14 protein-coding genes are annotated in these 13,911 nt (G+C 64.6%); all 14 read right to left on the bottom strand.

What is annotated here, in order from left to right; genetic code table 11:
* Positions 1–22 precede the first annotated feature (22 nt).
* The 14 genes from J3P92_RS23195 to J3P92_RS23130 are packed head-to-tail and all read right to left on the bottom strand — an operon-like array spanning position 23 to position 13,762.
* Positions 23–1,249, bottom strand: coding sequence for a beta-ketoacyl-ACP synthase (locus tag J3P92_RS23195; protein ID WP_434608187.1), 1,227 nt, complete (start codon positions 1,247–1,249; stop codon positions 23–25).
* Positions 1,249–1,977 (bottom strand): 3-oxoacyl-ACP reductase FabG, encoded by a 729-nt coding sequence (gene fabG / locus J3P92_RS23190; RefSeq protein WP_420767069.1) that lies wholly within the window; start codon positions 1,975–1,977, stop codon positions 1,249–1,251. Before fabG ends, J3P92_RS23195 begins: the two co-directional genes overlap by 1 nt.
* A complete protein-coding gene (locus J3P92_RS23185; protein WP_420767070.1) occupies positions 1,974–2,441 on the bottom strand; it encodes a hotdog family protein in 468 nt (155 codons plus the stop codon). The genes fabG and J3P92_RS23185 overlap by 4 nt, the downstream gene beginning before the upstream one ends.
* Entirely contained in the window at positions 2,438–3,634 is a 1,197-nt protein-coding gene (locus J3P92_RS23180; RefSeq protein ID WP_434608185.1) for a beta-ketoacyl-[acyl-carrier-protein] synthase family protein, read from the bottom strand. The genes J3P92_RS23185 and J3P92_RS23180 overlap by 4 nt, the downstream gene beginning before the upstream one ends.
* Positions 3,631–4,113: a DUF3261 domain-containing protein gene (locus tag J3P92_RS23175; protein ID WP_420767072.1), complete on the bottom strand. Its 483-nt coding sequence runs from the start codon at positions 4,111–4,113 to the stop codon at positions 3,631–3,633. The genes J3P92_RS23180 and J3P92_RS23175 overlap by 4 nt, the downstream gene beginning before the upstream one ends.
* Positions 4,110–4,838 carry a class I SAM-dependent methyltransferase gene (locus tag J3P92_RS23170; protein WP_434649200.1) on the bottom strand — a complete coding sequence of 243 codons (729 nt, stop codon included), beginning with the start codon at positions 4,836–4,838 and terminating at the stop codon, positions 4,110–4,112. The genes J3P92_RS23175 and J3P92_RS23170 overlap by 4 nt, the downstream gene beginning before the upstream one ends.
* 10 nt (positions 4,839–4,848) lie before the next feature.
* Positions 4,849–6,096 carry an NAD(P)/FAD-dependent oxidoreductase gene (locus J3P92_RS23165; protein WP_434561048.1) on the bottom strand — a complete coding sequence of 416 codons (1,248 nt, stop codon included), beginning with the start codon at positions 6,094–6,096 and terminating at the stop codon, positions 4,849–4,851.
* Positions 6,083–7,240, bottom strand: coding sequence for a sodium:proton antiporter (locus tag J3P92_RS23160; RefSeq protein ID WP_434649199.1), 1,158 nt, complete (start codon positions 7,238–7,240; stop codon positions 6,083–6,085). Before J3P92_RS23160 ends, J3P92_RS23165 begins: the two co-directional genes overlap by 14 nt.
* Positions 7,237–9,576 (bottom strand): MMPL family transporter, encoded by a 2,340-nt coding sequence (locus J3P92_RS23155; protein ID WP_434649197.1) that lies wholly within the window; start codon positions 9,574–9,576, stop codon positions 7,237–7,239. Before J3P92_RS23155 ends, J3P92_RS23160 begins: the two co-directional genes overlap by 4 nt.
* Entirely contained in the window at positions 9,560–10,153 is a 594-nt protein-coding gene (locus J3P92_RS23150; RefSeq protein WP_434649195.1) for an outer membrane lipoprotein carrier protein LolA, read from the bottom strand. Before J3P92_RS23150 ends, J3P92_RS23155 begins: the two co-directional genes overlap by 17 nt.
* On the bottom strand, positions 10,150–10,575 hold the full coding sequence (locus J3P92_RS23145; RefSeq protein WP_030140957.1) for an acyl-CoA thioesterase: 426 nt from the start codon (positions 10,573–10,575) through the stop codon (positions 10,150–10,152). Before J3P92_RS23145 ends, J3P92_RS23150 begins: the two co-directional genes overlap by 4 nt.
* A complete protein-coding gene (locus J3P92_RS23140) occupies positions 10,568–12,112 on the bottom strand; it encodes an HAL/PAL/TAL family ammonia-lyase (protein WP_434561040.1) in 1,545 nt (514 codons plus the stop codon). The genes J3P92_RS23145 and J3P92_RS23140 overlap by 8 nt, the downstream gene beginning before the upstream one ends.
* Positions 12,093–13,031, bottom strand: a complete 939-nt coding sequence (locus J3P92_RS23135) for a glycosyl transferase (protein ID WP_434649193.1) — start codon at positions 13,029–13,031, stop codon at positions 12,093–12,095. The genes J3P92_RS23140 and J3P92_RS23135 overlap by 20 nt, the downstream gene beginning before the upstream one ends.
* Complete coding sequence (locus J3P92_RS23130; RefSeq protein WP_434561038.1) at positions 13,028–13,762, bottom strand: glycosyltransferase family 2 protein; 735 nt, start codon at positions 13,760–13,762, stop codon at positions 13,028–13,030. The genes J3P92_RS23135 and J3P92_RS23130 overlap by 4 nt, the downstream gene beginning before the upstream one ends.
* Positions 13,763–13,911: the final 149 nt, after the last annotated feature.

Genomic DNA, 13,911 nt, shown 5'->3' with positions numbered 1-13,911 from the left:
TTGACCAGAGGATTGATGGGAATCAATGCCAGCGACGGAAAATCAGCGAGGTATTGACCCCGCCGAAGGCAAAATTATTGTTCATCACGTATTCGTTGCTCATCGCGCGAAATTCACTGCGCAAGTAGTCGAGTGTGCCGCATTCGGGGTCGACCTCATCGAGGTTGAGCGTGTGTACATACAGGTCGCGGTTGAGCATTTCGATGCTGAACCAGGACTCCAGCGCACCGCAGGCGCCCAGGGTGTGGCCCAAAAAGCTTTTCTGCGAGCTGATGGGCATGTGTTCGCCGAACAGGCTGCTGGTGGCCAGGGTCTCGGCGACGTCGCCCTGCTCGGTGGCCGTGCCGTGCCCGTTGACGTAGCCAATGGCGGCCGGTTCGAGGCCGGCATCCTCCAGGGCCAGTTCCATGGCCCGGCGCATGGTGCTCAACTCGGGACGGGTGGCGTGCTGGCCGTCGGCGTTGCTGCCAAAGCCGACGATTTCGGCATGGATCCGTGCGCCACGGGCCAAGGCATGTTCCAGTTCTTCGAGCACCAGCATGCCGGCGCCTTCGCCGATCACCAGGCCATCGCGGCCCTTGTCGTAGGGGCGCGGGCTGGTCTGCGGGGCATCGTTTTTCAGGCTGGTGGCGTAGAGCGCATCGAAGACCATCGCTTCGGTCGGGCACAGTTCTTCCGCGCCGCCGGCGAGCATCAGCGGCAAGCGGCCGAACTTGATTGCCTCGTAGGCATAGCCGATGCCGTGACTGCCGCTGGTGCAGGCACTGGACGTTGGGATCAACCGTCCGGTCAGGCCGAAGAAGATGCTGATGTTGGCCGCCGTGGTGTGGGGCATCATCCGCACATAGGAGTTGGCGTTCAGCCCTTCGGCCACGCTGTTGAGCAGCATGTTGCCGAAGGCCTTGATCTCATCGGTGCTGCCAGTGGACGAGCCGCAGGATACGCCCATGCGCCCGTCCTTGATCGACGGGTCGCCCAGCAGGCCAGCGTCGGCCAGGGCCTGCTCAGCCGAGGCCACCGCCAGGCGTGAGACCCGGCCCATGCTGCGCAACTGCTTGCGCGTCCAATGGGCCGGGACCTGGAAATCGTCGATGGGCCCGGCCAGGCGAGTGTTCAGTTCGGTGAAACGGTCCCACTCATCCATGCGCCGGATGCCGCTGCGGTTGGCGGCGAAGTTGGCGGCGATGGTCTCCCAGTCGCTGCCGATGGAGGTGATGCCGGCCATGCCGGTGACGACGACGCGCTTCATCAGCACAAGCCTCCGTTGACGGCCAGGACTTGCCGAGTGATGTATCCAGCTTCGGCGGACATCAGGAAGTTCACCGCGCCGGCGACTTCTTCCGGGGTGCCCATGCGCTGGGCGGGGATCATCTTCATCAATTCTTCCACGGGTACGTTTTCATCGAGCATGGCGGTGTCGATCAACCCCGGCGCGACGCAATTGACCGTGATTTTGCGCTTGCCCAGTTCGATGGCCAACGCCTTGGCCGCGCCGATCAAGCCGGCTTTCGAGGCGCTGTAGTTGACCTGGCCACGGTTGCCGATCAGGCCGGACACTGACGTGATACAGACGATTCGTCCCGCGGCGCGGCGCCGGATCATCGGCATCATCACCGGGTGCAGCACGTTATAGAAACCGTCGAGGTTGGTGCGCAGCACGCTGTCCCAGTCGTCTTCGCTGAGGGCCGCAAAGGCGCCGTCGCGGGTCAGGCCGGCGTTGAGCACCACGCCGTAATAGGCGCCGTGGGTTTCGACGTCGGCTTCGAGGGCCGCCTTGCAGGCGGCGCGGTCGGACACGTCGAATTGCAGGACGCGGGCGTTGCGGCCCAGGGCTTGGATGTCTGCCAGGACCGCTTCGGCTTCGGCGCGGCCGCTGCGGCAATGCAAGACGATATCGTGCCCGGCCTGGGCCAGGCGCAAGGCGATGGCGCGGCCGATACCACGGCTGGAGCCGGTGACCAGTACGGATTCAGTCATGGCTGGGTTCCTGTTGCGGAAGTTTCATTGAGGTACTGGGCAGCATGGGGCGGACGAAATACGTTCAGTCGCGCCGTGGCATGGATGCCCGGCGCGTGGATGTGGCATTCGAACACACCCATGCCGTTGTCGTCTTCCAGGGAGCGCACGCCATGGATGGCCAGTTCAGTGTCGAGAGGGAAATGCTCGACGTTGCATTCGAACTTGCGGGTCCCGAGCAAAAAGCCCAGCTCCACTGCATCGCCGCGCTGGCGAGCGTGGCAACCGGCGAACGCCGCGACGCTCTGGGCCATCAATTCGATGCCGACCCAGGCCGGCAGCGCGCCGTCTTCACGGTTGAACAAGCCGCCGGGCTTGACCGTGGCGAGTGCATGGATCTGTTCGTCATCGAAGGACACGACCCGGTCGATGAGAATCATGTCGCCCGCATGGGGCAGCAATTCGGCGAGCGGCCAGTCGATCATTGGGCGTCTCCGATAATGAGGCTGACGTTGTTGCCGCCGAAGGCAAACGAGTTGCTCATCAGGCGTCGGGGGAAGGTCGGGTTCAGGCGGGCACGGCTATCTATCCAGTCCAGCGCCGGCAGCTCGGGGTCCGCCTGGCCGTCCCAAAGGTGGGGTGGCAAGGCCTGGGCGACGTTGTCAGGGCTCAGGGTCAGCCAGCAGAAAGCCGCTTCCAACGCGCCCGCCGCCCCAAGCGTGTGGCCAGTCATGGGCTTGGTGGACGAGCAGGGCACGCCCGCCGGAAACAATCCAGCCACCGCATGGCTTTCCATGGCGTCGTTATGTTGCGTGGCGGTGCCGTGCAGGTTCAGGTAGTCGATCTGGCTGGCGTCCAGGCCGGCACAGCGCAGGGCTTTTTCCATCGCCTGGCGGGCGCCGCGACCGCTGGGTTCCGGCGCGGAAATGTGGTGCGCGTCAGAACTGGCGCCATCCCCGAGCAGGGCGATCGAATGGCCGTCGCCTGGCGTCTTGCTCATGAGAAACAGCACAGCCGCCTCGCCAATGTTGATACCGCTGCGGTTCACCGAAAACGGGTTGCAGCGCTCGTTCGACACCGCTTCCAGCGCAGAGAAACCGTTCAAGGTCAGTTTGCATAAACTGTCCACGCCACCGCACAGCACCGCATCGCACAAGCCCAGGTCCAGGAGGCGACGGGCGCTCATCAAGGCCCGCGCGCTGGAGGTGCAGGCGGTGGAGATCACATAGGAGGGCCCGCTCAAGCCAAGCCAGTCGGAAAGGAAATTGGCCGGCGCGCTGAGTTCTTGTTGCTGGTAATCGTAGCCTTCGGGGAACCGCTGCTCGCGCAGGTAATGGGCAATGCCCTGGCTGGCCTCGTCGATGCCCGAGGTGCTGGTGCCCAGAACGATACCGATGCGCGCGGGGCCGTACGCCTCGATGGCCTGGTCGATGTCAGCACGAATCTGCAACCCCGCTTCGAGCAGCAGTTGATTGTTGCGGCTGCGTTGCGCCGCCAGTGCCTCGGGGATGGGGGCCAGTTCTCCCCTTACCGCAGCCACCGGCAATGCCCGCTCGGCCACCCAGCCGGCTTCGACGCGCACGCCCGAGCAATCGCCGGCAAACAGGTTGCGCGCGACGTTTTGTTTGTCCCGGCCCAAGGAGCAGATGACCCCGAGGGCGTTCAGATAAGCGGTCATGGTGCGCTCTCGGTCAGCGGTGTGATGCGGTAGTGCGGGCCTTGGGGCAGGCGCAGCTCAAAATCCAGGGGCCGTTTGTAGCGCACCTGCCAACGCGCATCGAGGGCTCGTTCGACACCGTGTTGCCGGGCGACGGGGTAGCGATCGGCAAGCTCGGTTTCCGGGGTCAAGGCGAACAATAGCGCAGCGAACAATTCCCGCGCCTCGGCATTGGGCGGCAGCAGACCGTCGGCTTGCCATTGGTTGTCCACCAGGCGCTGGCGCGCCAGGGGAATGCCCAGCGGGTCCATCATCGACCAGCGTATGCCGGTGTTTTCACGCTGGATCACCAACAGCCAATCCTGGCGCTGGCCGTCCAGTTGCCGCTCGATGTGCAATTGCAGCGGCAGCGCCAGGGTTGGCATGCGCTCGGGCAGCGGCGCGTGGCTGGCGCAGGCACTGAGCAGCAGCAGGCAACCGATCAACAGGCAGCGGATCATGTGGCGGTCCCTTCGAGCGGCTTGCGTGCCACCACGTTGACCAAGGTTTCTTCGCGCTCGCCGAACGGCTTGGGCCGGCGCAGGCCCCAACGCTCCAGGAGGCCGAAGTCCTTGGCGCGGCTCCACCACAGGTACGGATAGGACACGTTGCGGTCCTCGAACTGGAAGCCTTGGTTGCGGATCATCGCCAAGTATTGCGCGGCGCTTTTCTGCACGTGCATGGGATGGCGGAACAGCCAGCGGATCACCCAGGTATCGATGTAGGCTTCGGTGGATTCGGCAAACAGCAGGTAGCCGCCGGGCTTGAGCACCCGATAGAACTCGGCGAGGGCTTTTTCCTGTTCCACCAGGTGGTGAAAGGTCTGGTGGCAGAACAGCAGGTCGACGCTGGCATCGGGCACGGCCAAGGTCGCGCAATCGCTGCCGATCAGTTCCACGGCCATGCCCTGGCGAGCGGCTTCTTGGGCGCTCAGGTCCAGGCTGTAGGGGTCGGCGTCCACGCCAATCAGGCGTTGCGGCGCGAATGCCTGGCGCAGGTACTGGAACGACTTGCCCTGGCCGCAACCGGCATCCAGCAGCACCGGATTGGAAGGCGGCGCGGTATTGAACAGACCGCGCAGTTCCTCGACCGCCACGCGCAGCACATGATGCTGCCAGGTGTGGCTGCGCAGGAACCAGAAGCCGAAGCGGGTTTCTTGGACGTAGTTATCGCTCAGGTAGCTCATGGTTGTTTGCTCATGGCGCTGGGCTCGCGCAGATTTCCGAGAGCACGCGCAGGCGCCGCTTGGGTTCGCTGACGAACGGGTTGCGTTGATCCCAGGCATAGCCGGCGAGGATCGAACTGATCATCCGGCGGATGTCGGCGGAGCCTTCGGTGTAGTAGATCACGTCCTGGAACGTGCCGGCATACCAGCCTTCGACGTAGCAGCGGAACGTGTCGACGCCGCGTTTCAGTGGCTCGGCGAATTCGCCCTGCCAATCCACCTGCTCGCCTTGCAACTGACGATGCAGCACGCCGGCGGCCATGCTCGCCGAGCGCATGGCGATGGTCACGCCGGAAGAAAACACCGGATCGAGGAATTCCGCGGCGTTGCCCAGCAGGGCAAAGCCAGGGCCGTGCAGGGTCTTCACGTTGGCCGAGTAGCCACCGATGGTCCGCGCCGGAGTATCCCACGCAGCATTGGCCAGCACGCCGGACAGGCTTGGGGTCTCGTCGATAAAGCCGCGCAGGCAGGCATCGAGGTCATTGGTGCGGCCGGCGAAATGTTCCGCTGCCGCGACCACGCCCACCGAGCAACGCCCATCGCTGAAGGGGATGGTCCAGAACCACACGTCGCGTTTCGTCGGGTGGGTGGTGATGAGGATCTTCTCGCGGTCGAATACCGGGCTGTCGATGCGGTCCTCGATGTGAGTGAACACGGCCTGGCGCACCGGGAAATTGGACGGCGCCTCAAGGTCCAGCAGGCGCGGCAGGACCCGGCCATAGCCACTGGCGTCAAGGACGAAATCCGCCTCGACCCGGTACTCGCTGCCATCCTCGCGCTGCACGCCCAGTTGCGGCCTGGCGAGGCTGAAATCAACGTTGGCAATGGCCTGGCCGTAGCGAATTTCCACCCCTTGCAGGGCCGCCTGGTCGGCCAGCAACTTGTCGAAGTCGGCGCGCTGGACCTGGAACGTAGTGGGCTTGCCCTCGCTGAAAGTGTCGCCGAAATCGAAGGCGCTGTAGCGCTCGCCCCAGGCGAATGCAGCGCCGTTCTTGCGCTGGAACCCAGCGGCATTGACCGCGTCGAGCATGCCGGCTTCTTCGACAAAATCCAGACAGTGGGACAACAGGCTCTCGCCGATGGAGAACCGCGGGAAATGCTGGCGCTCGATGACCAGCACATCATGCCCCTTGCGCTTGAGCAGCGCGGCGGCGATGGCGCCGGAAGGGCCTGCGCCAATGATGACGACCTGTCGACGTTCCATTTCAACTGTTGACACTGGGGCTCCTGGCCGGGACGGCGTGCGAAGGAATACGGTGAAAACCGGCCAGGGCCGGCAGCAAAGTCGCGATCAAACCCATCAGCATCAGCGCGAAGTACAGCGCGTGGCTGATGAGTTGTTGTTGCAGCAGCAGATTGAGGAAGACGATTTCACTCAAGCCGCGAATATTCAGCAAGATACTTTCCCGCACGCGGCTGGCGCCGGCGAAGGACGCCCCGGCCCAGCCGAGCCCAAGCCAGTTGCCCAGCAGTTTGCTGGCAATGGGCAACAGCAGCAACGCCCCCAGCTGGGCCCAGCCGAGGCTGTCCATCGCGCTGTGCACGTTGATCTGCACGATACCGAACGTCAGGATCAACGGGATGGCCAGGTAGGTCTGCAACCTGTTCATCCACTCGGCGCCGAGGGGCAATACCAGCGGCACCTTGAGCGCGGCCATGCACAGCAGGTAGCCGATGCCGACGATGAGCGCATTGAGTCGGTAATGTTCGGCCACCACCAGCAGGGCGAAGAACAGGCCGCTGTGCAGCAACGGTTGGCGCAGGCCCGCCAATCGCAGCAGCATCGGCAGGCAGGCACCGGCCAGCGGCAGCAACAGGTTGCCCAGGTGCAGGCTGCCCTGGGCCAGGGCGAACAGGCTCCAGCAGATCAGGTCGATCAGGATGGCCGTCTGTACCAATCGGCGAGTGGCGGCGGGCGGGTAGGCGATATGGCGCAGGTACAGGTACAGCACCGGTATCGCCGTGATCGCGAACAGCAGCCCCACCGCCAGCGAGCTGATCCAGGGCTGGGGTGGCAGCAGCCAGAACGCGGTCGCCAAGCCACAGGCAAACGGTACGCCAAAGCTTGGCAGGGCAATCTTCACGCTCTGGCGGTCCAGGCGCAGGTCGATCACATCGCTGAGGATATGCCCCAGCAACAGGGCGAAGGCGAGGCTGTAGAGATTCTTCAACCACACGGGCGAAACCAGTTGCGCACCGCTGAGGTGCCATCCCGGCTCGATCCAGCCATACATCAACAAGGGCAGGCCGAACGTCGCCAGCAGCAATTGGCTGACGATGGGGATCAGCCCGAAGCGTCGCCCGGCCAGCGTCGCCACGGCGAACAGCGCCAGGGCCATGACCCAGAACAGCGCCGTCATCATTGGACCGGCTCCGCAGTGCTGGGCCCATGGGGTTGACGCCCGGCCCACGGTGCAAGCAGGAAGCTGAACGCCAATCCGAGGCTTACCGCCAGGCCGAAATTACTCACCGCCGGTGTGCTGGAAAGCGCCAGCAGGCCGAACGACAGCCAAGTGGTGATCGCCGCCAGCAGCGTACCCAGCAGGCTCACGGCGGCTCCGCCAATCTGCTCACGCATCAGGATCGCGTAGTCGACGCCGATGGCGGTCACCAGCAACAGGCCGAACAGGCTGAACAGCGTCAGCGGCTGTCCCAGCCAGCCGAGGCTCGCCAGGCTGCACAGCGCGGCCAGGAGCGGCAGGGCGACAACGCGCAACGCGCCGCCGGCCCCGAACGGCCAGATCAGCACCAGGACGATCAGCACGCAGGAGGCCAGTTTCAATTCGGCGGCGCTGACCTGCGTGGCGGCAAAGACGCGATTGAGGTCACCCAGGCGATCGACCAATTGCACGCCGGGCAAGTCAACCGCCTGCACCCGCAGCAACGCGGCATCGTTCAAGCCTTGCAGGCTGACCACCGCCGCCACGCCCTGCGCTGTCGGGCCGAGCCAGAGGGTGCGATAGGGTTCTGCGAGCGGGCCGGTCAGCGCGGCGTCGATGTCGGTCACTGGCAGGGCCTGCAATTGCTGCAACTGCGCTTGCAACGCGGCAACCGGCACGCCGACGTCCAGCAATGGCTGCCAGAACGCCGGCAACCGGGCCAGGGCCTCACGGATTTTTTGTTGCTCGGCGGGCGGGCTGACCAGTTGATTGAGGGACAGGTAGCCCTGGAGTTTTTCCAGGCCGATCAACTGGTCCAGCCGCTCGTTGAGGGCGGTCTGGCGCTCCAGCAGTTGCGCTTGGTCGTCGGCACGGATCAGGAAAAACTGGCTGGTGGGCTGGAAACCGGTGATGCGAGCCACATCGCGGGCTTCGTCGGTCAGGTGCTGGGGCGTGCCGATCCACTGGCGGATGTCGTTCTTGCTGCTCAGTTGCCATAGGCCACCGCCACAGAAGGCCAACAGCAACGCCAACAGGACGGGCGTGCGCACTCGGGCCAGCAGCGCTTCTCGGCACTGGAGCATGGCTTCGCACACCCGCAGCGGCCACTGTGCGGGGCGCAAGTCCGCCCGCTTGAGCAACGCCGGCAACAGGCAGACCGCCGTCAGGTAGGCGCCGACCAGGCCTGCGGCGGAGAAGATGGCGATCTGGGTCAGGGCCGGGAAAGGTGTCCAGGCCAGTGCGAGGTAGCCGATGCAGGTAGTCGCCAGGCTCAGGCTCAGGCCCGGCAGGGTCAAGCGCAGCGCCGGCCAGCTGCGCCACGGCTTGAGGCTCCAGCTCTTGGACAAATAATGCAGTGGGTAATCCACGGCGACGCCGATCAAGCTCGAACCCAAGACCAGGGTCATGACGTGCATGCGACCGAACACCGCCACGCAGGCCACCGCGCCGAACAACATGCCCACCAGCACCGGCACGAACGCCAGCCACACGGCAAAGCGGCGGAAGGCCAGCAACAGCAGCAACAGGATGCCCACCGTTGCGCCGCCGCCGACCCAAGTGATTTCCCGCGAGGCCTGTTGCTGTCCGCTGGCGGCGTAAAGCAGGCCGCTGGCCGCCAAGAGATTGCCCTGGGCCTGGCTCGCGTGCTCGCGGCTGCGTTGCAGCAGCTCGGCCACCTGCAGGGGCAGGTTCATGTCGAAGGCATTGCCCTGGGTGCGCGCCCGCAACATGACCCAATGCTTGCCGTCGGCTTCGGCAACCAGCGCACCGCTGCCGACGTCCAGCTCGATGGCGCCGCGCTGGGGCTGGCTGTTCTGGATGCGCCCGGTCAGGCCTAGCCAGTCGTCCTGGCTCGGCACCAGGCTGAAGCCACTGAACGGGTCGAACAGCGCTTGCACCCGTTGCTGGATAAAGGCCTCGGGCTGGTCGATCAACTGTTGCCGATCAGTTGCCGACAGCATGGCCAGCCGGCCGTCGAGCAATTGCCTGCGCAGCGCAGGCAGGTCGGCTTCAAGCGTCCACTGGACCTTGTCGAACAGGCCGCTGGCCTGCCATTGCTCGCCCAGGCTGCGGGCCAGGGCGATGGCTTGCTGGCGGTCGGCGTGGCCGACGAGCACCAACACTTCGCGGTTCAGTGGTTCCTGCATGCGTTGTTCAGCGATCAGCTCCAGCGCATCCGGCGATGTGCCCGGCACCAGTTCCATCAGGTTCGCCGACAACGGCGCACCGTTGCGCCATTGCCAACCGGCGAGCGCCAGCACTGCCAGCAGCAGGATCAAGAACAGCCACGGCAGCCTCCGTTCACTCGGCAAAGTCATGTTGCTCCGCTTCGCTCAAGGGTTGCGTGCTGGTGCTCTCGCGCATAAGCAGGACGGTACTGTCGCCTTGGGCTTCCAGCAGTTCAATGCGCTGGACCAATTGGCCGCCGTCAATGTTGATCTGGTGGAAGACCTGCTTGAGCAGCGCCGAGCGTGGGGTCAGGGTGAGTCTCCATTGTTGCGGCTCCCCCGACAGGTTCAGCTCAAAGTCACGCTGCAAGCCACTGCTGTCGCCCTGCAACACCGCCAGGAACAACCGGTTCTGCTGGGCGCCGGCGCTTTTGTTCGGCAGTATCTGCCAGGTGCTGCCGTCCCGCCGGGCTATGCCTTTGGCGGTGATGCGATAGTCCTGTTGCAGCGGCGTTTGCAGCAGCCACAGCAGGCCCTGGTTTTTCGCCAGCACGAAGCGGCCCTTGCTGACGAGGGGCTGGGGCAGGGCGCGCAGGTGTTTTTCCTGGATGAACTGGCCGTGGATCACGTCCGGGCGCGCCAGTTGATCGCTCAATTGCTGCAGGTCGAACGCCTGGGCCAGCGGCGACAGGCTGCACAGCAGCAGCCAGGTGAGCAGGCGCTTCATGACAGTTTCCTCTCGACCGCTTCGACAAACACCCGAGGCGAGGCCAGCAGCATCTCGCGAGTGGCCATGTCCACGGCCACTTGCACGGAACTGGCGCGGGTGAAGCGTTCGCCGGTTGCGGCGTCACTGATCAGGTAGTTGATCTTCAGCCGGTTTTCCCACTCCACCAGACTGGCGCGCACGGTCAGGGTCTGGCCGAACACGGCACCGCGTACGTAGCGCAACTGCAGGTCGATCACCGGCCACGCATGCCCCGATTCGAGCATGTCGTTGTAGTTGTGGCCGATCAGGTCGAGCAGGGCACAGCGGGCCACTTCCAGGTATTTGACGTAGTGGCCGTGCCAGACCACGTTCATCGAGTCGACGTCAAAAAACGGCACCACGATCTGGGTGTCGACGTGCAGAACGCCTTGGCTACGCATGCAGCCTCCAGTGTTGTTCGGCAATGCGTTGCAGGCACAGGCGCAGTTCGCCTTCCAGGGCGCGGTCTTCAATGACCGGCGGGAAATCCTCGGTCAGTTGCTCGTGCATCGTGGCCAGGGCCGGTGGCAGCGGTCGTGCGTCTTCGGCGCGGCTGCGCAGCCAGACGCCCTGGTTGGCAGCCAACAAGGTGGCGGCGGCGACCTGTTCGGTCAGCTCCAGCACGCGGATCGCGTCTCGGGCAGCGATGGTGCCCATGCTCACCTTGTCTTGGTTGTGGCACTCGGTAGAGCGCGAGAACACGCTGGCCGGCATCGTGTTTTTCAGGGCTTCGGCGGTCCAGGCGCTGGTGCCGATCTGCACGGCCTTGAAGCCGTGGTTGAGCATCGCCCGCTCGGCGCTGGCGCCGGACAGGTTGCTGGGCAGGCCATGGTTGTATCGCTCGTCCACCAGCAGCGCGAGCTGACGGTCCAGCAGATCGGCGACGTTGGCCACCAGATTCTTCAGGCTGTCCATGGCGAAGGCGATGTGCCCACCGTAGAAGTGCCCGCCATGGAGCACGCGCTCGGCTTCGGCGTCGATGATCGGATTGTCGTTGGCGCTGTTGAGTTCGGTTTCGATGAACCCGCGCAGCCAGCCCAGGCTGTCGGCCAATACCCCGAGCACATGCGGGGCGCAGCGCAGGGAGTAGCGATCTTGCAGACGATGCAACGGCGCGGTCGGGGCGTCGATGGCCAGGTCCTTGCGCAGCCACGCGGCGACCTGCATCTGCCCCGGGTGCGGCTTGGCGGCGAACAGGCGTTCGTCGAAGTGCTCCGGATTGCCTTGCAGGGCGACCACGTTCAGCGCGGTGATGCGGGTCGCCAGTTGCAGCAGGTAGTCGGCGCGGGCAAAGGCCAGGCAGGCCAGGCCGGTCATCACCGCGGTGCCGTTCATCAGCGCCAAGGCTTCCTTGGGCCGCAGCACCAGCGGCGTCCAGCCCAGCTCGCGGTGCACGTCGGCGGCCAGGCGGCGTTCGCCACGGAACATGACTTCCCGTTCACCGGACAACGTAGCGGCGACGTAGGACAGCGGCGTCAAGTCGCCGCTGGCGCCCACCGAACCTTCTTCCGGGATCAGCGGCAGGATGTCGTGTTCAAGAAACGCCTGGAGGCGCTCCAACAGCTCCACGCGCACCCCCGACACACCGTGGCACAGCGACTGCAAACGGGCCGCCAGCACGGCACGAGTGGCTTGGGCATCGAGCAGTTTGCCCAGGCCGCAGCCGTGGAAGGTGTAGAGGTGACGGGGCAGGGCCTCGACGTGGTGCAACGGCACGGCCACCACGCAAGAGTCGCCGTAGCCGGTGGTCACGCCATAGATGACGCCTTCCTTGTCCAGCAGGGAATCGAGGAACTGCGCACCCTTGGCAATGCGCTGGCGGAACGTCGGATCATCCTGCAATTGCGTCGGCGCCTGACGGTTGGCCAGGGCCAGCACATCTTCAATGCGCAGGGGGCGTTCGCCGAAGGTTACCGGCTCAAGAGTGGGCATCGTCATCGGTCTTCCAGAAAGGGTAAAAGTTGAACCACTGTTGTGGCCCCTGGAGGCAATATTGCGCCAGGCGTTCGGCGTACAAGCCGGCCCAATGGGCAATCACGTGGTCGCGTTCGTTGCGCTTCCACACCACGGCATCGGCGAACGGTTCGAGGGTGACGCGATAGTGTCCTTCGTGCTTGAGACACATCAGCAGGTTGACCGGGCATTTCAGCAGGCCGGCCAACAGCCAGGGGCCTTGCGGGAATGCCGCCGGATACCCCATGAAGTCCACCGTCACGCTGCGCCCGCCATGCAGCGGTACGCGATCGCCAGCGATCGCCAGCCACTCACCGCGCTCCAGGCGTTCGCTCAGTTGCAGCATGATCACCGGGTTTAGCTCGCTGACCTGGATCAGCCGCAAGTGCGTGGCGCCGGCTTCGCCCAGCAAGCGATTGAATTGCTCGGCGTGCTTGGTATGCACCAGCACGTTCATGGTGACCTTTTCACCCAGTTCGGCCAGGGCTCGGCACATTTCCAGGTTGCCCAGGTGTGCGCCGACCAACATCTGCCCTCGCGTGTCGCGCAAATGGTTGCGCAGCAGCGCCGGGTCGACGATTTCGATCTGCTCGATGCTTAGCTTGCCGTTCCAGACGTCGAGCTTGTCCAGCAGGGAGTCGGCGAAGGCCATGAATTGCCCAAAGACTCGACGGTGGGTCGGGCGCAACTCGGGGCGGCCGCTCCAGTCGGCGAGGCGCTGCTGATACTGCCAGGCCGCCTGCCGGGCGCTGCGACCAAAAACGAAGAAGTACAGGACGATGCCGTACAGCACCGGTGTCAGCAGCCGACGGCCCAACACCTTGGCGGCAAACGCGGTGAGTTTCATCAGCCAGAAGCTACCGCGCTCCTGGCGATCCGCCCAGTGCTGCTGGTTTGTGCTCATGGGCGCCACCGTTGCCAGAGAATCACCGGCAAGCGCACCAGCATGCCGAAGAACAGCCGGGTGTGCATGCGAGAAATCAGCACATTGTCGTGGAACAGGCGAAAGTGCGAGACCCCGTCCAGAGGGTAATGGACCCGCGTGCGCAGCCAGCGCATCGGCTGGTTGCGCCAGGACAGGCGCACGAGGATGTCCGAGTCGAAATCCATGCGTTTGCCGATGTTTGCCGAGTCGATCAGTGCCAGGGTCGGTGCCAGGGGATAGACCCGGAAACCGCACATCGAATCGCGGATCTGCAGGGACAGGCTGTTGATCCAGACCATCACGTGGGTCAGGTAGCGTGCGTAAAGGCGGCCTTTCGGCACGCTGGCGTCGTACAGGGGGTAACCGCAGATCAGCGCGTCGGGATGAGCGCTGGATTGTTCGATGAAGGTGCGTACGTCGCCCAGGTCGTGCTGCCCGTCGGCGTCCACCTGCAAGGCGTGACTGAAACCCAGGCGCGCGGCCTCCCGCAGCCCGGTCATCACCGCGCCGCCCTTGCCCTGATTGACGGCCAGCCGCACCAGGTGAACCCGTTCGTTTTCAGCCAATTGTTCGAGCACCGCCGCGCAAGCCGCGCTACTGGCATCGTCCACCAGCACGCAGGGCAAGCCGTTGCCGAGCAATGCCTGGACCACCGTTGCGATGGCGGTTTCGTGGTTGTAGACCGGGATGACGGCGCAGGGGTTATGCATATTCTGCTCCTTCCACGGTTTCACTGTGCACAACCTTCCTGTGGCGAGGGGATTTATCCCCGCTGGGTTGCGCAGCGACCCCAAATTCTGTGCAACGACACAGACTGATGGTGAGCGCTTCGCACTCGAGCGGGGATAAATCCCCTCGC

The sequence above is a fragment of the Pseudomonas sp. D3-27 genome, assembly GCF_051132165.1.
In the GTDB taxonomy this organism is placed as follows: domain Bacteria; phylum Pseudomonadota; class Gammaproteobacteria; order Pseudomonadales; family Pseudomonadaceae; genus Aquipseudomonas.
The sequence above is the reverse complement of the archived record's forward strand: the minus strand, read 5'-3'. Positions and strand labels throughout refer to the sequence as shown.